Here is a 19679-nt window from a genome sequence, read left to right on the forward strand (position 1 = left end):
ACAGAAACTACGTATTTTAGGGCATATTAAAGTTGGCACAGTAACTGCATTATATAAATCGACCCTTCTTAAGCCGAGGGTCACCTAGCCAACTGACGTTGTTAGTGAACTTGACTTTGTTCACATGTATATAAGCCAATCGCACTCTTTGCGGTTGGCTATTTTTTTATGTGGCTATTGCTCTCTTATCCTCTGACCGAGCTCGGTTGTACTTTTTTTGCCCACAACAGATTGTTTACTGTTTATAAAATTCAAATATTTGCCCACTAAACCATTAGAAATACTAGTTTCAACAAAAATAAATCACCTACACAAAATAAAACCAAGAAAGCACACCCAAGAAAAGAACAAATAACGTCCAAACCAAAAATCTCATCATGAAAACGTTTTCTTTTCATAGAAATCGACTGAACAATCCAGAGTTATAGATGAATTTAATCCATAAAAACAAATAGCAATTCAAAACATTCATTTTACATAGAAAACCTGTCTATAAATCATAAAAAATACGTAAAACCAATCTTTTCAATTTTACAAATTAAAAACTAAGCTATTGTTATTAAAGAAAAAAAATAAACACAAAAAACTAAGCAAACGTTTAAATTGCAATTTTATCATTGACTATTAAATTTACATCACGATAATACGCGCCGTTTGCCTGAAAATCAGGTGCTATAATTTAATGTTTAAATGTGCGGAGGTAATAATGGCTGGAGACAATAACTACAGTCTTGGACCAGTTCCCAACACGGCCAGAAAAGGCGTGGCGTCACTAACCATGGTGATGTTAGGACTCACTTTTTTCTCCGCAAGTATGTGGACTGGGGGTTCTCTCGGTACTGGGCTCTCCTTTAATGATTTTTTCCTCGCTGTTCTCATCGGTAACCTAATCCTCGGTATTTACACTTCTTTCCTCGGTTACATCGGCGCTTCTACTGGTCTCTCTACTCACCTTCTTGCTCGTTTCTCTTTTGGTTCTAAAGGCTCTTGGCTTCCTTCTGCTCTTCTTGGCGGTACTCAAGTTGGGTGGTTTGGAGTTGGTGTCGCGATGTTTGCGATTCCGGTGCACAAAGCAACGGGCATCGATACCAATACTTTGATCCTCGTCTCCGGTTTGCTCATGACCGCGACCGTTTACTTTGGCATCTCCGCACTGATGGTGTTGTCAGCAATCGCCGTTCCTGCCATTGCACTACTTGGCGGCTACTCTGTCATCGAGGCAGTAAATAGCGTTGGTGGTATTGGCGAACTACAACAAGTTCAACCAACCGAGCCACTCGATTTTTCAATAGCTCTCGCGATGGTTGTCGGCTCTTTTGTCAGTGCTGGTACATTAACGGCGGATTTCGTACGCTTTGGTAAAAAGCCGCGCAGCGCCGTGATGATCACCATGGTGGCATTTTTCATCGGTAACTCGTTAATGTTTATCTTTGGCGCGGCAGGTGCGTCGGTGACGGGTCAATCAGACATTTCTGAAGTGATGATCGCGCAAGGTCTTCTTGTTCCAGCTATCATCGTTCTTGGCTTGAACATCTGGACGACCAACGACAACGCGCTCTACGCATCGGGTCTTGGATTTTCCAACATCACAGGCTTACCAAGTAAATACATCTCAATGGCGAACGGTCTTGTTGGCACACTTTGCGCTCTCTGGCTCTACAATAACTTTGTTGGCTGGCTGACCTTCTTATCTTTGGCAATTCCACCGATTGGCGGTGTGATCATCGCTGACTTCTTCACGAACCGTAAACGCTACGCAAACTTTGAAGCCGCCCAATTCCAAAACGTTAACTGGGCTGGCATTATAGCTGTCGTGATTGGCGTTGGTGCGGGACACTTCCTGCCTGGCGTAGTGCCGATTAACGCTGTACTTGGCGGCGCAATTAGCTTCCTGATTCTTAATCCTATTCTTAACAAAAAAGCACTGGCTACACAGCCAGCGTAAGGAACCATCATGACAACACTACTGATCAAAAACGTAACGCTAAAAGGACAAGAAGGTCTGCAGCAAATTTTGATTGAAGATGGTCAATTCAAGCGCATTGAAAGCAACGATGTGGAGCTTAGTCATAACGGTGACATCATCGATGCTGAAGGCGGTATGGCGGTTGCGCCTTTCTGCGAGCCACACATTCACTTAGATACAACTCAAACCGCAGGCGAGCCTAGCTGGAACATCTCTGGCACATTGTTTGAGGGTATTGAACGTTGGGCTGAGCGCAAAGAAATGCTGTCGATTGAAGACGTGAAAGCGCGCGCAAAACAAACCTTAAAATGGCAGATAGCAAACGGCGTACAACACGTTCGTACCCACGTCGATGTTTCAGACCCTACCCTAATTGCCCTAAAAGCGATGGTAGAAGTGCGTGAAGAGATGAAAGAATGGGTAGATATCCAAATCGTCGCCTTCCCGCAGGAAGGAATTCTCTCTTACCCAAATGGCAAAGAGCTGCTAGAAGAAGCCGTCAAATTAGGTGCGGACGTGATTGGCGCGATTCCACACTTTGAATTCACACGCGAATATGGCATTGAATCGCTGCACTACGTATTCGAGTTAGCGCAAAAATACGACCGCCTGATCGACGTGCATTGTGATGAAATCGATGACGAACAATCTCGCTTCGTTGAAACACTGGCAGCATTAGCGCACAAGTTTGATATGGGGAATAAAGTCACGGCCAGTCACACCACAGCGATGGGTTCCTACAACGGTGCATACGCATCTCGCCTGTTCCGTTTATTACGCATGTCCGGTATCAACTTCGTGGCAAATCCATTGGTGAACATTCACTTACAAGGCCGTTTTGATGATTACCCAAAACGTCGCGGCGTAACACGAGTGAAAGAGATGCTGAATGCCAACATCAACGTCTGCTTTGGACACGATGATGTATTTGACCCTTGGTACCCACTAGGCACTGCAAACATGCTGCAAGTGCTGCATATGGGTCTGCACGTGTGTCAGGTGATGGGTTACGACCAAATCAACAACTCACTGGATCTGATCAGCAACAATTCAGCACGTACACTGAACATTCAAGACAAGCACGGCATTGAAGAAGGCAAACCAGGTAGTTTACTGATTCTTCCCGCAGAAAATGGTTTTGACGCAGTACGTCGCCAAGTGCCGGTTCGTTACTCTGTTCGTCACGGTAAAGTGATTGCAGAAACACAGCCTGCGACAACTTATATTCATCTTGAACAAGCAGAGCAAGTAACGTTCAAACGCTAAAAAGATCGGCGAAACGAAAAAGGCCTGACGACATCGTCAGGCCTTTTTTCTACTGGTAAACATCACTGCTCGCTCTGTCTATTCTTGTCTCATAAACCACTGAACACATTGAAAGGCCATATAAAACGGCTCAGTACCAAACGTTGCAAAAGGTTCTGGTGGCTGAATCTCAATTACACCATCGCACTTGGAAATTATTCTAAGCGTTGGGCATACTTCTGACTTCATTTTAGTTGTAGATATGAACCATGACGTCATTAAGCCAGATAGAACCGCAATTTTTGGAATTTATGCAGCAAGAGATGCAAGTAGATGCAGCTCATGATCTTAAACACGTAAAACGCGTGGTCAAAACAGCGAAACAGCTCTGCAAAGAAGAAAATGCAGACATCGCGATTGTATTACCGGCTGCCTATTTGCATGATTGCTTTACTTACCCGAAAGATCACCCAAATCGTAAAGAGAGCTCAATCATCGCAGCCAAAAAAGCGGTCGCATTTTTAGAGAGTATCGATTATCCGCAGCAATATCATGATGCCATTGCTCATGCGATAGAGGCACACAGCTTTAGCGCCAACATCAGGCCAAATACGTTAGAAGCCAAAATCGTCCAAGATGCCGACCGTCTGGACGCTTTAGGCGCAATTGGCGTGACGCGATGCATTCAAGTCAGCACTCAATTTAACGCGCAACTTTACAACGACAGCGATATATTTGCCGAAGAACGTGAACTTAACGATAAACAATTCACTCTGGATCACTTTCAAACCAAGTTATTCAAAATCGCTGAAACCATGAACACGGAGTCAGCGAGACGCGAAGCGCAAAAACGCAAAACCTTTATGCAAACGTACCTAGAGCAGTTACACGACGAGGTAACAGCGTAAATGTCAGAAAGCTATACGTTAATTAAAGAGCTTAAACGCCAACTAAAGTTAGCTGGGCTGCATTATGCGGATGTTGCACAACACCTTAATTTAAGTGAAGGAAGCGTCAAACGTTTACTCGCTGAAGGTCAGCACATTAGCCTTGAGCGCTTAGAACGCATTTGCCAATTGATTGGTTTAGAAATGGCGGAACTATTTAAGCTCGCGGCTGCGCACAATAAGGGTCTAGAGTCGCTAACGTTAGAGCAAGAAAAGCAGCTGGTTGACGATAAAGCCCTGCTGCTCGTGGCGATCTGTGTTGTAAATGGCTATCAGTTTGAGCAAATCGTTCAGCAATACACCTTCAATGAGTTTGAACTGGTGCAAAAGCTTGCTCATTTGGATCGGCTGAACATCATCGACTTGCAGCCAAATAACAAAATTCGTTTGCGTATATCTCCGACATTTAAGTGGCAGATGGGCGGCCCTATTCAACGGTTCTTCCAACAGCAAGTTCAAGACGCCTTTTTCCAAAGCTACTTTTCTGGTGAAGATGAAAAGTTCTCCATGGCAACAGGACTGATGAGTGTACCAAGCAACAAGAAGCTACAACAGAAACTGCAAAAGGTCATCGATGAGTTTTATCAGGCTTGCCAAAGTGATAGCTCTCTCGATATGGACGAAAAACACGGCACCTCTCTGATTATTGCGATGCGTCGCTGGACGTTCCCTTTGTTTGAACCATGGGAAAGAAAACCTGCTCAGAAGTCTCGCAATTAGTAACTCAATAAACAAATGGAAATAAAAGTAACGAATTTCGTTACTTTTGGTGGCATACAACGTCACTTGAAAGAGAAAGCTGGTTTAATCGTTCATTGAGCATAAAGTGCTCCCATCTCATTCGACTTTGTTTAATCGGGGCCCGTATGTTTTTCTCAAAACGCTTTTTTCCTTACTTTGTGACGCAATGCCTTGGCGCACTCAATGACAACATCTACAAAAACGTTCTGTTATTGATGGTGACATACAGCCAAATTGATAACCTACCAATATCCGTCAATCTATTCGTTAATTTGGCGGCAGGCTTATTCATCCTACCTTTCTTTCTATTCTCAGCGCATGCTGGTGCCGTCGCTGACAGCATGGACAAAGCCAATTTAATCCGACGTCTAAAGCTCATCGAGCTGGCTATCATTTCTTGCGCAGCAACCGCTATTGCCACCCAAAGTGCCATGCTGATGCTGGTTCTGCTGTTTATGACAGGCACTCAATCGGCCTATTTTGGTCCCGTGAAATACGCCTTGTTACCACAAGCGCTCAAACCAAATGAGCTTGTTAAAGGAAATGCTTGGGTTGAAATGGGCACGTTTCTTTCGATTCTTATAGGTACGCTTAGCGCAGGCCTGCTGCTAGCCATTCCTAATGGTACCTTGATTGCTTCTTGTACCGTGATTGCCTTGTCTTTGCTTGGGTTCATGAGCAGCGTGAATATTCCAACGATGCCTAGCCAATCGAATGACAAAGCGAAATTTGAACCGATTTCTGGTTTAAAGAACACGTTAAAAGTGGCAAAAAAACAGAGAGGCATCTGGATGTCTATTCTTGCCATCAGTTGGTTCTGGTTCATGGGTGCGACTTACCTAACTCAATTCCCTAACTTCGCACGCGAACATTTGTTCGCAGATAGCACTGTCGTTTCTTTACTGTTGGCATTGTTTTCGATTGGTATCGCGACAGGCTCTTGGTTGTGTGAAAAACTTTCTTTCAACCACGTTGAGCTTGGTATTTTGCCATTCGGTATCCTTGGTCTGACAGTCTTTGGCGTCGACTTGCTATGGGCAGTCCCAAGTTATCCATCACTTCCGGTGCACTTTTATGATGTTCAAAGCTTCGTTGCTGAATCAAAACATCTACGCGTCATGATTGACCTGTTCCTTGTTGGTGTAAGCGGCGGTGTCTTTATTGTTCCTCTTTATGCGTTCATCCAATCGCGTTCAAACAAAGGGGAGTGTGCACGTGCCATTGCTGCTAACAACATCATGAATGCGTTGTTTATGGTGGTGTCTGCTTTGGTTTCGATCGTTGTACTCAGCGTACTAGAGCTTTCTATTGTGGAACTGTTTGTCATGATGGCAATAGGTAACTTCTTCGTGGCAATCTATGTCTATCGTCAAGTACCGGAATTCACACAACGCTTTATCAGTTATTTACTCAGCCATTGTATGTATCGTGTGTCCGTAAAGGGGCGCCAACATATTCCTGAACAAGGTGCTGCGTTAATCGTGGCTAACCATGTTAGCTATGTCGATGCATTGATTTTGATGGGAACCTCTACTCGCCCGGTTCGTTTTGTGATGGACAAATCCATCAGCGAGCTACCTGTTCTTAAATATGTATTCCGTCATGCCGGTGTTATCCCGATCTGTTCTCCACGTAAGTGTGCCGACACTTACCGACGAGCATTTGAACAGATTGAACAAGCACTTAACGACGGTGAGGTTGTCTGTATCTTCCCTGAGGGTCGTTTAACGTCTAACGGTCAATTGGGTGAGTTTCGCCCTGGTGTAGAGAAAATCCTTGAACGTAACCCTGTTCCTGTCATCCCTATGGCGTTAAAAGGGCTTTGGGGTTCTTTTTTCAGCCACAAAGGCGGACATGCTCTCACAAAACGACCGACTCGTTTTTGGTCAAAAGTGGATGTTGTTATCGGTGAAGTGTTAAGTCCTGCGTCTTTAAATCGTCATCAATTGCAACAACAAGTACAGGATTTACTGGGCTGAGTCGCTTGCTACAGCAGTCAAACTTTGCAGCAAAACGTAAATATGCACCACAAAGCACAAGTAGTTTCTTGTCAATTAGAGTAGGATATCTACGACGTCATAAATCTAGGAGGTATTATGAAAATCATCATCTTACATGGTCTTTATATGCATGGGCTGGTCATGCAGCCTCTTAGCCAAAAGCTGAGAAAACTCGGATACGAAACGCAAGTACTCAGCTATAACACCGTTGCTATCGATGAGTCTTCACTGTTTGATTCTATTGATCATTCGCTTAATCCACTGACCACAAACGTGCTCGTGGGACACAGCTTGGGAGGCTTGATGATTAAGCGCTATCTCGCCAACAGAAAACCGAGCACTAACTTAATCTCTCATGTTGTCGCTATCGGTTCGCCTCTGAAAGGCGCGTCCATTGTAGGTCGAATTCAAGATCTCGGATTGGGTGCAATTTTAGGCAATTCGCCACACCACGGATTAAACAAACATGATGACGCTTGGGATTTCCCTCAAAAACTCGGCAGTATCGCAGGAACGATGCCGATTGGCGCTCGCCCATTGTTGATCCGTAATGACAACACCATGTCGGACGGTACCGTTACCGTAGAAGAGACAAGACTGGACGGTATGCAAGATCATATCGAAGTGAAGCAAACGCATACGAGCCTGATTTACAACACCTTCGTGCCGCAGCAGATTGATCACTTTATTCGCACAGATTATTTCCGTCGATAGCACACTTTTCCATCATACAGATGGAATCGACTTTCCAAGCTATTCAGTTCGCAGTACTATCCTAGCTCCACTTCTTCACAACTTAGATGAAGTGGTACATTTTTAATTGTTCTCAGGGCGGGGCGAAATTCCCCACCGGCGGTATACTTTTTCAAGTGAGCCCGCGAGCGCTCGATTCGTCGAGGTCAGCAGATCTGGTGAGATGCCAGAGCCGACGGTTATAGTCCGGATGAAAGAGAATAAGAATACACCAGCATAGCGAGTCAGATCGCTAAGAATGCTGGTGCACTTCTTTTTGATCGTATTTTACGGCGATCTCTCATACCGCCCTGATTCTGGTGAAATTTAGGAGTTAACCATGAATCAGTCATCACTACTTGCCGAATTCGGCGACCCAATTACTCGCGTTGAAAACGCACTTATCGCTTTAAAAGAAGGCCGTGGCGTACTGCTTCTTGATGATGAAGATCGCGAAAACGAAGGCGATATCATTTATTCAGTCGAGCACCTCACTAACGAGCAAATGGCATTGATGATCCGCGAATGTAGCGGCATCGTTTGTTTGTGCTTGACAGATGCTCAAGCAGACAAACTGGAACTGCCTCCAATGGTAGTAAACAACAACAGCGCAAACCAAACCGCATTTACGGTTTCTATTGAAGCGAAAGTTGGTGTAACAACGGGGGTTTCAGCAGCAGACCGAGTGACGACCATTAAAACGGCGGCAAACCCGCATGCGAAACCTGAAGATCTTGCTCGCCCGGGCCACGTATTCCCTCTGCGCGCACGTCCAGGTGGTGTAATGACTCGCCGTGGTCACACAGAAGGTACGATTGACCTGATGCAAATGGCAGGGCTTCAACCCGCTGGCGTACTATGTGAAGTGACCAATCCAGATGGCACGATGGCAAAGGCACCGGAGATCGTAGCATTCGGTCGCCTGCACAACATGCCGGTACTGACGATTGAAGATATGGTAATGTACCTAAACCAGTTCGAGTTGAAACTGGCATAGTCAGATCTCAGCTCTTGAAAAAAGCCGCGCATTTGTGCGGCTTTTTTGATCGATCCTCTTTGCACTTGAGTAGTTATACTTATTGAAAACAAGGGGAACAACACCATGAAAGGATTACTGAAACTCGCCGCTCTCGTTAGCTTTCTCTCCATGAATTCGCTTACTCTTGCATCTGAGTGCCCTGATATTCTTCAAGGTAAGCAAAGGTTGTTAAACTCAACGGAAGAAGTCGATCTATGCGAAAGCTTTAAGGGAAAGACACTACTAATCGTCAATACAGCAAGCCAGTGCGGCTTCACTCCTCAGTTCGAACAGTTAGAAACCCTCTATCAAACTTACAAAGACCAAAACTTCACCGTTATCGGTTTCCCGAGCAATGACTTTCGACAAGATAGAGGAAGCGAAACAAACACAGCGAAAGTCTGTTATCTCGATTACGGGGTCACCTTTCCAATGATGGCTCGCTCTTCAGTATTAGGTGTAGATGCGAACCCAGTCTTCAACCAGATTACTAACCAAGCAGGCATAAAACCAAAATGGAACTTCTACAAGTTTCTAATTAGCTCTGAAGGTAAAGTTATTGCTACTTTTCCAAGCTCCACATCACCGACAAGTACTACGCTTACCAATATGATAGAGCAACAATTGTAAGGTGACGACCATGACAACACGCTCAACCATGCTACAACTCGGTTACTTAGGCCTGGTTCCATTTGTGTTTAGTTTAGGGCTGATTTTCACTGACATCTCACTCTTCAATTTAAGTGGTCAGCAATTTTTCATCGCATATAGCGCCGTTATATTAAGTTTTTTATCCGGCATCCTTTGGGGTAATGGCATTGAGCATTACTACCACCGCCTTAGCCGAAATATATTAATTCTCAGCAACCTTTTTGTCTTACTAGCTTGGGGCGCACTACTGCAGGGCCACAAACATTACGCAGTCGCAACCCTACTCTTAGCAATTGGGTACCTTGCTGTTTGGTATGCAGAAAAGCTCGTGAGGAAAGTCGAACAAGACGCCGAGCCCAAGGGATATCAAGGAATGAGGAGCAAACTGACCTTCGGCGTAATCGTAATGCACGGATTGGCTTTAGTTTCATAACCTGGTCTGTCCAGTACTAAGATCACAAAAAAACGTCTTTTTATAAAACAATGTTCATTTCGTGAATGCACACATATTTTGAACACTGTTTTGTTTCATTTATGAATCAATCCACATATAAGTAATTCAAAGCATTCACAAAGGATATGAATATGTTTTTTCGCAAACTTTTGTTTAGCACTGCGATGATCAATGCAACGACAGGTTGCGTGTCTTACCAGGCACAACAAGCCGCCGCTCAAACAGTAAATAATACAGGCGCTGTGCTTACCAATGTGATTAAAACTACGATTGCTCAGCCATGTAATGTTGCAATCACTGCTGCTAGCTTGTTTTATCCGCATGCCATATTTATGACTAGTGTTCCGACTCAAGCATGTACAAGCGTTCTTAGATAATACGAAAGTGATAAGCATAAAAAATGGCGACTCTACCGTCGCCATTTTTAAGCTTCAATGCTATTTATAGTTACAGAGTCAATAAGTAATTAACTAATTGATTGTACTCGTCGTAAGTACGAATTTCGTTGGCCAAAACAATGTATTTATTGTTCACAACCACACCCGGAACCCCTCTCAACGTGCTAGCAGAGAATTGCTTATCAAAACCTTTCTGCATTGAGTTTACGGCGAAACTATTGTACGCCGCATCAAACTTCTTACCTTCGACGCCATTATCAACGAACAGCTGTTTCAGCTCAGCTTCGTCTTTTGGCGCTTGTCGCTTTTGATGAATTTGGGCAAACATGGCAGGAATCATTGTATCTTCAACTCCTAGCGACACCATCGTCGCGTAGGACTTGGCCATCGGAATCGCCATATCTCCGCCCATGAAGCCCACATGCACCTTTTCAAACTTTGCCTCTTTTGGCAGAGCAGGTTTTAAACGCTCAATAAGCGACTCAAACTTGTAGCAATGTGGGCAATAAAAAGAAAAGAATTCCGTCACAACAGGTTTCGATGCTTTCTTAACATCCAGAACTTTGTAGTGCTTCCCTTCTTCAAATTGCGCTGCATGAGCGGTAAAAGTCAGTAAAAGTGCACTACATAAGGCAAGTAGTTTTTTCATTGTTTATTTCCTTGTGGCATTCAAATGCCAAATCATTTCATTTGGTAAAAAGGGGTAAACCCCAAGTAATTTGAGATGAGGAATTAAACAATCGGAGGACGATAAAGCTTGGTGATCACAGTCACTACTTTTTCGACTAGAGGCCTATCAATCAATGCAAGGCTATAAGGAAGAAGCAGTAAGTCGTTTTGAGATAAGTTGGCGGGAATTTTGACCATGCAGGAAGAGCTACAACTCGTGTGAGATTGTTGTGCCTTATTGATGGCTGACTCATCGTGATGTGATTCTACGCAGTCGTCATTGACGCCAAGTTGTTTGTGCAGAGCAGCCTGTTGAACAATAAGATCGCGTACTTCAATTGTTTTCATCGGAGCGGAAGCCTGCGCCACAGGAGCGACACTACTCAAAAGCATAGCAACTAAGCAAACTATCGCAGTCAACAATGTACGGTTAAACTTCAACATAGCTACATCAAGGAAAATGGTGATTTAAGATAATACATGATAACGGTTTGACTTCAAGATACGGACTCTCGGCTCGCTAACAAACTCTGTTCTTTGACTATTTTAGGCTAGTGAATTTTCTCTCTAACGCTCCCTCAGTACACGAAACCAGCACAACGAGCTATTCACCGTTCGGATACTCCCCTCATCAGATACCAGCAACAATTCGATAAAACTTGAAATCATTATGAAACACGAGTAATAGTTAGAACGGTTTTTGTACGAACAAGGAAAGATCAATGCTTAAAAAAAGATTCTTTAAGACAAAAGATGAAGTCGAAGTCACGTTCGAGCTAGATAAAGATCAGTGGGACTCTGTCCAAATTGCTGGAGACTTCAACAACTGGCAGCCAGAGCCGATGAAATTAGTGAAGAAAAGTCGTCAGTTTAAATTTAAAACCCGCTTACCTAAAGCGCGGAATGTTCAGTTCCGTTACTTGCTCGATGACTCGAAGTGGGAAAATGACCCACAAGCTGATGCTTACGTTCCAAATGCATTTGGCAGCGACAACAGCGTCGTATGTACCACCGAATAAGCGGTAATTTCGCTTTAAGATTCCATACCTAGGCGCAAACGTTGCGCCTTTTTGCATCTCTCGAAATGTGATTGGTGATTAGATTTAAATCATTAATTGGCAATTTTATCCAATTAACTCATCCGATAACCTTATTCTGAGAAAGCTTTATTTGAAATAATTCGTAAATTTGTTTAAGTTCCATTGATATTAAATATTGTATACATCACTTAAATGAACGCACAACAAATCAAACCATCTCTAATCATTGTGGAAGACGATCCCAAATTACAAACTATGTTGGGTGAGTATTTTGTTGAACAAGGTTTTCAGGTCAAATGTATCGACAATGGGACGGACGCACCCAATGCGATTATTGACACACAACCAGACGTGGTGCTGTTAGATTTGATGCTACCCGGGCAAGATGGTCTGAGTGTATGTCGTCAAATCCGAGAATGCTACAAAGGCAAAGTGTTGATGCTAACAGCAAGTGATGATGACTTCGATCATGTCGCCGCATTAGAAATAGGCGCAGATGACTTTGTTACTAAACCCATCAAACCTCGCGTATTGCTGGCTCGTATTCGCATGCTATTAAGAAGAAAAGAGGCGGCGCCTACCGAGTCCGAAAACGGCCTACAAATTGGTGTTCTGTGTTTAAACCGATTGCGTAAATCGTGCGTAATGAATCAAGAAGAAATTGCGCTGACAGACGGCGAGTTCGATTTGTTGTGGGTTCTTGCAACGCATGCTGAAAAAACACTATCACGCGAGTGGCTGACCAAAACACTGCGTGGTATTGAATACGATGGAACAGACCGCACCATTGATAATCGCATAGTGACACTGAGAAAGAAGCTAGGCGATGCTTCTTGCTCACCACAAAAAATCATTACCGTTCGCGGCAAAGGCTACCTATTTATGCCTGATGCATGGAATGAATAATGAGACGGATTTATCTGGAAAGCTTTGTTGGCCTTATCATTCTGTTTATGGCTAGCTTGTGGGGATACGAATTCTTAGTTTATGAGATCAACACAGATTATGACTACCTATTACAAGAGCATGAGGGTCAAGCTTTTCACGATCTGATCTACCCTATCTATAAAGAACACGGATTAGAATATACTCAACAACAGTTGGAACAATTTGCCACATCAAGCCATCGTTTGTTGGTGCCTCATACGCTTGAAGAGCTTCCAACAGACATCAAAAAGGCGTTTGAAAGTGATACCTCCGTTAACGTCGCTTACGATGAAGAAAGGGATATCTGGTTCCGCCTAGATGCGAGCACGCCTATCTTTAAAATGAGCGATAATCCGAATAGTCCTGTGGTTAAAGCAGCCAACTTTGATGACAATATCGTTTGGTTGTTCTTTTTAGCTGGATTTGCTCTGTATTGCATATTGTTGATCTGGTTCTTAAGCCGTCGGATTCGAGAGCTAGAGAGAGTGACCGTTGAGTTTGCCTCAGGTAACTTCAAGGCTCGAGCTAGTACCTCAAGCGCTAAGTCTGTTGGGACGTTAAACAAAAGCTTTAACACGATGGCCGATAAAGTATCTCGCTTGATCACTAGCAATAAAATGCTAACTAACGCCGTTGCACATGAATTGCGTACCCCAATCTTCCGCTTACAATGGCAAGCAGATTTGTTATCGGATTCAACCTTAACTGAACAACAGAAAAAGTATGTTTACAGTATCGTCGAAGACATTGACGAGATGGAAGAAATGGTTGAAGAATTGCTTTACTACGCAAAGATGGAGCGTCCTGACACAGCATTACAAACTCAAGAAGAAGTCGTCCTATTCAACTTAGTCAAAGAATTACGACAGAGATGGCAAAAAGAGACTACGCTCGGTATTTCGCTTCAAGAAGTAAACTCAGAAAACGTTCTCGCGTTTGCTGACCCAAAATTGTTAAAGCGAGCCTTAGATAACTTGCTGCGCAATGCAATGCGGTACGCGGATAAGCAGATTTTAGTAGAGATAAAACACGATCAGCACCGCTGCTTCATCAATGTTCATGATGATGGCATAGGTATTGAAGAAAAGCATTGGCCTCATCTATTCGAACCATTTTACAGCGCGGATGAATCTCGCAACAAAAAGACGAGCGGGTTTGGGCTCGGTTTGGCGATTGTCAGACAGATAATGGAGCTTCAACGTGGAGAAGTTTCGATTTGCCATAGCCCTCTTGGAGGAGCTTGCTTCACACTTAGCCTCAAAAAATCAGACAGTTAACTTATCCTTCCTACCCCATTTACAGAAGACGACACTTCAATACACTCAAGCGACAGAGCCCAACAATAAAACAGTGTACATTTAATCCATAAGATTCACACACTAAATGGATAGTACTCATGTATAAATCTTTTATCCTGATTATGGCGCTTACTTCTACGCTTACAGCTTGCGCCTACAACCAAAAACCTGTCGTCGACATGACCAATGTTGACCCTAGTACATATGAACAAGACTTTCTTTACTGCCAAGGCTATGCAGAAAATGTCGACAAATCAGAGGCAGCGAAATCTGAAGCCACTAATGGGGCAGTTACAGGCGCATTGATCGGCGCAGCTGCTGGTGCGCTAGAAGACGGATTAGGTGGAGCGGCTGTCGGTGCTGCTGCCGGCGGTGCTGTAGGAGCTGGAGCTGGTGCTTTGAGTGGAACAAATGATTCAACCAAAACTCAATCTCTCGTATTGCGTAAATGCCTCCAGCACAAAGGCTATACCGTCTACGATCTTGATTAAATAAGCACTTTTCTTAAATTATCGCGCGATGGATTCTATTCACAAATGTTTCACGCTGTAACGATTAATCTCGTTACCTCTCTGGGATATGTGTTCCATCCCAATGCTTAAATAGTAAGGTCATATTTTGAAGCCAGGTAAAACAGGTATACGCCGTGTCATGGATGCGACCGGCTATTCATTTCAAGGATTGAAAGCCGCATGGACACACGAAGCCGCTTTTAGACAAGAACTGATTCTCGCCTTGGTGCTTTCCGTCTGTGCTTTTTTCCTTCCTGTCACCACATACGAAAGAGTGCTGATGATCAGTAGCCTGTTCTTGGTATTGATCGTCGAACTCATTAATTCCGCCGTAGAAGCGGTTGTCGACCGTGTTAGCGATGACTGGCACGAGCTCAGTGGTAGAGCCAAAGATATTGGCTCAGCAGCAGTATTTGTTGCGTTAACTCTTGCCCTTTTTATTTGGGCTTCGTTCTTGCTCTAATTTTTATTCAAGACACTCATTATGAAGACACATGATTTACAACAGAGAGGTATCTCTTACGTTACCTTTACTTTCCTGTTGGCGCTGTATTTCGCTCTCGTCGTAAATATCCCTATTTATAAAGAACTGATCGGCATCTTTACACACTTAGATAATGTCAAGATTGGATTTATTATCACAATACCAATTTTCTTTCTTGCCGCGCTCAATTTCCTTTTTAATTTATTTAGTTGGCCTTGGATCGGCAAGCCGTTCTTTATAATTTTAATCATTGTTTCAAGTATGGTGAGCTACGCAAGCTATAACTATGGCACACTTTTCGATTCTGGAATGATTGCCAATATTGTTGAAACCGATTCGAGCGAGGCGAGTTCTTACCTGAGTGCTCACTCTGTAATTTGGACGCTGATTATGGGAGTTATCCCATCGATAATTGTCTTTAAGGTCAAGCTGCAATCTCAACGTCACCAATTACTGTACTTCTCTGTTACCAAATTAGTATCGATGCTGTCGTCGCTAGCTGTCATCGCCGTCATTGCCAGCGTGTACTATCAAGACTACGCATCTGTAGGGCGCAACAATAGCCACCTAAAAAAAATCATCATACCCACCCAGTTCGTTTACAGCGCAACCGGGTATGTGAAGGAGAAATATTTCACCACGCCAGAGCCATATCGAGAAATCGGCACAGATGCAAAGCAGTCAAATAGCGCCGTACAGCAAGCACAGAGCAAACCAACACTACTGGTTTTTGTCGTAGGAGAAACCGCTCGAACTCAGAACTACCAACTCAATGGCTATACACGAGAGACAAACCCTTATACTAGTAAATTGGATGTTATCTCATTTCAAGACGTCGCATCTTGTGGCACCGCGACTGCTGTATCTGTGCCTTGTATGTTTTCACAGCTCACGCGAAACGAGTTTGAACGCGCCAGAGCGGATAACCAGGACAATGCTCTCGATATAATGCAGCGCGCCGGGGTTGACCTCATTTGGAAAGAAAATGACGGTGGGGATAAAGAAGTAGCCCACAAGATCAAGAAAATCGAAGTGGATCGAAAGCAAGTAAGCCCTATGTGTAATGGCCAAACTTGTTACGACATGGCGCTATTAGATCATTTTGATCAGGAAGTCGCGGATATGCACGGTAACCGAGTGGTCGCCATGCACCTTATAGGAAGCCACGGTCCGACCTACTTTCAGCGTTACCCAAGAGACAACGCCTTCTTTAAACCAGACTGTCCACGTGCAGATATCGAAAACTGTAGCATCGAACAAATAGTGAACACATATGACAATACAATACGCTACACCGATCTTGTATTGGCAGAAACCATCAAAAAACTTAAAGCGTTAGAGTCTGAGTATAATACCGCGCTAATTTACATATCGGATCACGGTGAGTCACTAGGCGAAAACGGATTGTTCTTACATGGTATGCCTTATGGCCTTGCACCAGATTTCCAAAAACGCGTTCCTTTGATTATGTGGCTGTCTTCGGGCTTTAAACAAGCGAAGCAGATCAATACCGACTGTTTGTATATACAAGCACAGAATGCAGGCCAATACTCACATGATAACGTGTTCCACTCTTTATTAGGCATTATGGATGTACAAACTCAAGCCTACGATAGCAAGTTAGATATATTCAAAGCCTGCCGAGCCGTTTCCTAAATCATTCAATAAAGCCTGGCTCAAAGTGTGAATCAGGCTTTTTCTAACAAGGTATTTAAACTCATCGCCGCGCCAAGCGTTATACTGACAGTCCGCGATCCATACATCGAGATAAGGACTAGGATGAAAATTGGTATTATTGGTCTAGGGGATATCGCTCAGAAAGCATACCTTCCTGTTATCACTCAGCTTCCAAATATCGAACTTGTATTTTGTACCCGCAACCCAAACACACTTGAGAGCCTGGCTAAGCAGTATCGAATCTCAGAGATCTGCCAAGACTACCAGCAACTTCTGCACTTTGGCGTCGATGCCGTCATGATTCATGCGGCAACAAGCGTACACCCTCAAATAGCGGCATTTTTTCTGCAGCATGGAATTCCAACCTTTGTCGACAAACCATTAGCGAATAGTGCTGATGACGTGGAAAAGCTGTACGACATTGCCGAAAAAGAGAGACAGCCACTCTATGTGGGCTTTAACCGTCGTCACATTCCACTTTACAACCAACATATGCCACAAGTGCAGCAAGGCAACATATCTGACTTAAAGTCGCTACGCTGGGAAAAGAACCGTCACCAACTACCGGGGGATGTTCGTACCTTTATATTTGATGATTTTATTCACCCATTAGACAGCGTTAACGTCACAGCCAAAGCCGATCTAAAAGATGCTTATGTAACTCATCAACTTGAAGGTGGTCAGTTGGCGCGTTTAGATATTCAGTGGCAACATGGAGATACTTTGCTCCACGCCTCGATGAATCGCCACTTCGGTATCACTACAGAGCGCGTTCAAGCTTGTTATGCAAACAAGGCAGTTGAGTTCGACTCCTTCGTTGAAGGCAAACTATGGCAAGCTAACCAAGAGCAAAAAATCAATTTGAAAGACTGGACGCCAATGCTAACGAGTAAAGGTTTCCATTCGATGTTGCTCGATTGGTTTGGCGTCGTTGAGTCTGGAAATATTGCTGATGAAGTAGTAACACGCAACATTGCTAGCCATCGATTGGCAGAGCAAATTTGTCAATATCTCGAGAAAGTTGTCTCTAGATAATGCGATTCTTGGCTATATGCTTGATTGAGTATTACGCTCTATACTAAAAAGACTTGCCTTAAGGAAGGCATTCATTCTCTGTTAAGACTACGGCGATTATTCTATCAATCAGGTGAATGAGGGCACAAAAGCACACATCGACAAAACAGACGGTTTAGATTTGTTTTACGGTGCTCTCAGGTATCTGAATCATCACATTCAAGAATAAAGGAAATAGAATGAGAACACTTGGTAACATCATTTGGTTTGTATTTGGTGGCGTATTTATGGGGTTGCTATGGTGGTTTTTTGGTATTTTGGCCTTTATTAGCATCATCGGAATACCTTGGGGGCGTGCGTGTATCGTTATGGGTAATTTTTCCTTTTTCCCATTCGGTAAAGAGGCCATCTCACGCGATGAATTGACCAATGAAATGGACATTGGCACGAGTCCGCTCGGCGTTATTGGTAACGTCCTTTGGTTTGTATTTGCAGGCCTTTGGTTAGCTATCGGTCACGTACTTTCTGCCGCAGCATGCTTTGTCACCATAATCGGCATTCCGTTTGCGCTCCAACACCTCAAGCTAGCGGTTATTTCACTCGCACCAATTGGTAAAACGGTTGTATCGTCAGAAGAAGCTGCAATGGCTCGATACAACATCAATCGTTAGCAAAAAGCTAATGCGCTTTCTATCCTCTGGGCAGTCATGCTCAGAGGGTAACGCCCGTCAAAAGTAAGCCTATAATCGCTATCGCATATTCAATAATGGCTGATTGTATATTCATACCGTCACCTTTACGTTGAAGTTTATCCTAGCTCAGCACTGCTTTACTTTTATAATTAATTAATACGCCCAATCGAGTTCAAGATGCTAGACTCATAGCGTCGTCACTGACTCAAACTCCAAGAACGACGTAACGAAAAAGCGAGCTATCCTATGCTCGAAATATGGATTCTTTCCCCCTCGAAGTAGAGTTCAACAACAAAAAGACGAACTATAATCATAGCCAAAATTAATGCTTTTCGACCTAAAATATCTCACATCAATCAAAGAAAGCTTCTAAGATTTTCTCTTTTTGAGTAAATATAGAGAGTTACAGTAGCGAAATTCTTCTCGGTAAAACTCCCCACTCAATCTCATGATCAGTTTTTTTAAAAAACAACAAAAATTCGTTGTTATCTAGAGTAATTATTTTATTTGTCGCAGAGCAATTCCATCAATATCATTTGCGACATCGGAGTGCTAGAGCATTGAACTTTTTAGCATTTATCACAGGTATAGAACGTAAAAAACCTTTTATTACTTATTTTTCTTTTTACATATGTTCTAACTCAACGTCTATTCAGACAGGAATATACCGTGGATAAATATCAAGCAGCTTATGCTAAGCGTCTAGAGAAACTAAATGGGGATCCATCTCCTAAAACGATAGCCCGCCTTTCGGCTTGGGATGCGTTTTTTAACAAGGAGTACGAGCTCCAAGACTTGGAATACCAGCTATCGGACGCTGCGCACCAGCACTATGAACAGTCGCATGCGAAGAGCGACATTAGCTTCAAAGAATTCAAACGAGCGTTCTATAATGAATCCATCAAAATTTACAATTTAACTGATGGCGCTTCTATCCAGAAAGTATTCACCCCATTACTTTTGCTTACAACGCTCTGGATAGTGTTTGTATGCCTATTTAACAAGTGATCATCAAACTATTCCAACAACGATCAGTATGGGACTACAGGTATGGCTCTATGTAAGGGGGCTAATTCGCTCGGTCTCCTTCACTAAATTAGCGACTCAATTACCCGCAATTCCATAGGCTAAAAGTGACAAGGGCATCCGTTGATGCCCTTTTTATTCAAAGGAACGCAACCTAGACCTTTGGCCCACTTGGGTATAAAACCATT

General features: G+C 43.5%; 21 protein-coding genes and 1 riboswitch. Of the genes, 19 read left to right on the forward strand and 2 right to left on the reverse strand.

What is annotated here, in order from left to right; all coding sequences use genetic code 11:
• Nucleotides 1–706: 706 nt before the first annotated feature.
• The 10 genes from codB to R7E51_RS01055 all read left to right on the forward strand — a co-directional run bounded on the left by codB (nucleotide 707) and on the right by R7E51_RS01055 (nucleotide 10131).
• Complete coding sequence (gene codB / locus R7E51_RS01010; protein ID WP_206957473.1) at nucleotides 707–1945, forward strand: cytosine permease; 1239 nt, start codon at nucleotides 707–709, stop codon at nucleotides 1943–1945.
• A 9-nt stretch (nucleotides 1946–1954) separates the two neighbouring features.
• Nucleotides 1955–3232, forward strand: a complete 1278-nt coding sequence (locus tag R7E51_RS01015) for a cytosine deaminase (protein ID WP_206957471.1) — start codon at nucleotides 1955–1957, stop codon at nucleotides 3230–3232.
• Nucleotides 3233–3480: 248 nt separating this feature from the next.
• Complete coding sequence (locus R7E51_RS01020; RefSeq protein WP_017819864.1) at nucleotides 3481–4119, forward strand: HD domain-containing protein; 639 nt, start codon at nucleotides 3481–3483, stop codon at nucleotides 4117–4119.
• Nucleotides 4120–4878 carry a helix-turn-helix domain-containing protein gene (locus R7E51_RS01025; protein WP_017819863.1) on the forward strand — a complete coding sequence of 253 codons (759 nt, stop codon included), beginning with the start codon at nucleotides 4120–4122 and terminating at the stop codon, nucleotides 4876–4878.
• Between the two features lie 146 nt (nucleotides 4879–5024).
• Nucleotides 5025–6878 (forward strand): MFS transporter, encoded by a 1854-nt coding sequence (locus tag R7E51_RS01030; protein WP_206957470.1) that lies wholly within the window; start codon nucleotides 5025–5027, stop codon nucleotides 6876–6878.
• Nucleotides 6879–6995: 117 nt separating this feature from the next.
• Entirely contained in the window at nucleotides 6996–7613 is a 618-nt protein-coding gene (locus tag R7E51_RS01035; protein ID WP_005373653.1) for a hypothetical protein, read from the forward strand.
• A gap of 104 nt (nucleotides 7614–7717) precedes the next feature.
• Nucleotides 7718–7858: riboswitch (FMN riboswitch) on the forward strand.
• 113 nt (nucleotides 7859–7971) lie between these two features.
• Nucleotides 7972–8628, forward strand: coding sequence for a 3,4-dihydroxy-2-butanone-4-phosphate synthase (gene ribB, locus R7E51_RS01040; RefSeq protein WP_005373655.1), 657 nt, complete (start codon nucleotides 7972–7974; stop codon nucleotides 8626–8628).
• Between the two features lie 105 nt (nucleotides 8629–8733).
• On the forward strand, nucleotides 8734–9279 hold the full coding sequence (locus R7E51_RS01045) for a glutathione peroxidase (protein WP_115386525.1): 546 nt from the start codon (nucleotides 8734–8736) through the stop codon (nucleotides 9277–9279).
• A gap of 10 nt (nucleotides 9280–9289) precedes the next feature.
• Entirely contained in the window at nucleotides 9290–9733 is a 444-nt protein-coding gene (locus R7E51_RS01050; protein WP_005396352.1) for a DUF3429 domain-containing protein, read from the forward strand.
• A 152-nt stretch (nucleotides 9734–9885) separates the two neighbouring features.
• Nucleotides 9886–10131 (forward strand): hypothetical protein, encoded by a 246-nt coding sequence (locus R7E51_RS01055; RefSeq protein WP_005373664.1) that lies wholly within the window; start codon nucleotides 9886–9888, stop codon nucleotides 10129–10131.
• Between the two features lie 70 nt (nucleotides 10132–10201).
• Here the strand turns inward: R7E51_RS01055 and R7E51_RS01060 are convergent, their stop codons facing one another.
• The gene (locus tag R7E51_RS01060; protein ID WP_005373667.1) at nucleotides 10202–10801 is read right to left on the reverse strand and encodes a thiol:disulfide interchange protein DsbA/DsbL; all 600 of its coding nucleotides are present in this window, start codon (nucleotides 10799–10801) and stop codon (nucleotides 10202–10204) included.
• 83 nt (nucleotides 10802–10884) lie between these two features.
• Nucleotides 10885–11265, reverse strand: a complete 381-nt coding sequence (locus R7E51_RS01065; protein ID WP_005373669.1) for a hypothetical protein — start codon at nucleotides 11263–11265, stop codon at nucleotides 10885–10887.
• A gap of 278 nt (nucleotides 11266–11543) precedes the next feature.
• Between R7E51_RS01065 and R7E51_RS01070 the strand changes: the two genes are divergently transcribed.
• From R7E51_RS01070 to R7E51_RS01110, 9 genes are all read left to right on the forward strand, one after another.
• Complete coding sequence (locus tag R7E51_RS01070; RefSeq protein WP_017819859.1) at nucleotides 11544–11840, forward strand: isoamylase early set domain-containing protein; 297 nt, start codon at nucleotides 11544–11546, stop codon at nucleotides 11838–11840.
• 213 nt (nucleotides 11841–12053) lie between these two features.
• A complete protein-coding gene (locus R7E51_RS01075; RefSeq protein WP_005373673.1) occupies nucleotides 12054–12767 on the forward strand; it encodes a response regulator in 714 nt (237 codons plus the stop codon).
• Nucleotides 12767–14065, forward strand: a complete 1299-nt coding sequence (locus R7E51_RS01080; protein ID WP_017819858.1) for an ATP-binding protein — start codon at nucleotides 12767–12769, stop codon at nucleotides 14063–14065. Before R7E51_RS01075 ends, R7E51_RS01080 begins: the two co-directional genes overlap by 1 nt.
• A 119-nt stretch (nucleotides 14066–14184) precedes the next feature.
• Complete coding sequence (locus R7E51_RS01085; protein WP_005385575.1) at nucleotides 14185–14577, forward strand: hypothetical protein; 393 nt, start codon at nucleotides 14185–14187, stop codon at nucleotides 14575–14577.
• 160 nt (nucleotides 14578–14737) lie between these two features.
• Nucleotides 14738–15061: a diacylglycerol kinase gene (locus R7E51_RS01090; protein ID WP_005385571.1), complete on the forward strand. Its 324-nt coding sequence runs from the start codon at nucleotides 14738–14740 to the stop codon at nucleotides 15059–15061.
• Between the two features lie 21 nt (nucleotides 15062–15082).
• On the forward strand, nucleotides 15083–16738 hold the full coding sequence (locus R7E51_RS01095; protein ID WP_206957469.1) for a phosphoethanolamine transferase: 1656 nt from the start codon (nucleotides 15083–15085) through the stop codon (nucleotides 16736–16738).
• A gap of 123 nt (nucleotides 16739–16861) precedes the next feature.
• Nucleotides 16862–17794: a Gfo/Idh/MocA family protein gene (locus R7E51_RS01100; RefSeq protein ID WP_115386524.1), complete on the forward strand. Its 933-nt coding sequence runs from the start codon at nucleotides 16862–16864 to the stop codon at nucleotides 17792–17794.
• A 218-nt stretch (nucleotides 17795–18012) separates the two neighbouring features.
• Nucleotides 18013–18444, forward strand: coding sequence for a YccF domain-containing protein (locus R7E51_RS01105; RefSeq protein WP_005373685.1), 432 nt, complete (start codon nucleotides 18013–18015; stop codon nucleotides 18442–18444).
• A 690-nt stretch (nucleotides 18445–19134) separates the two neighbouring features.
• Nucleotides 19135–19473, forward strand: a complete 339-nt coding sequence (locus R7E51_RS01110; RefSeq protein WP_017635147.1) for a hypothetical protein — start codon at nucleotides 19135–19137, stop codon at nucleotides 19471–19473.
• Nucleotides 19474–19679: the final 206 nt, after the last annotated feature.

The sequence above is a fragment of the Vibrio sp. Vb1166 genome (assembly GCF_033338695.1).
Classification (GTDB): domain Bacteria; phylum Pseudomonadota; class Gammaproteobacteria; order Enterobacterales; family Vibrionaceae; genus Vibrio; species Vibrio alginolyticus.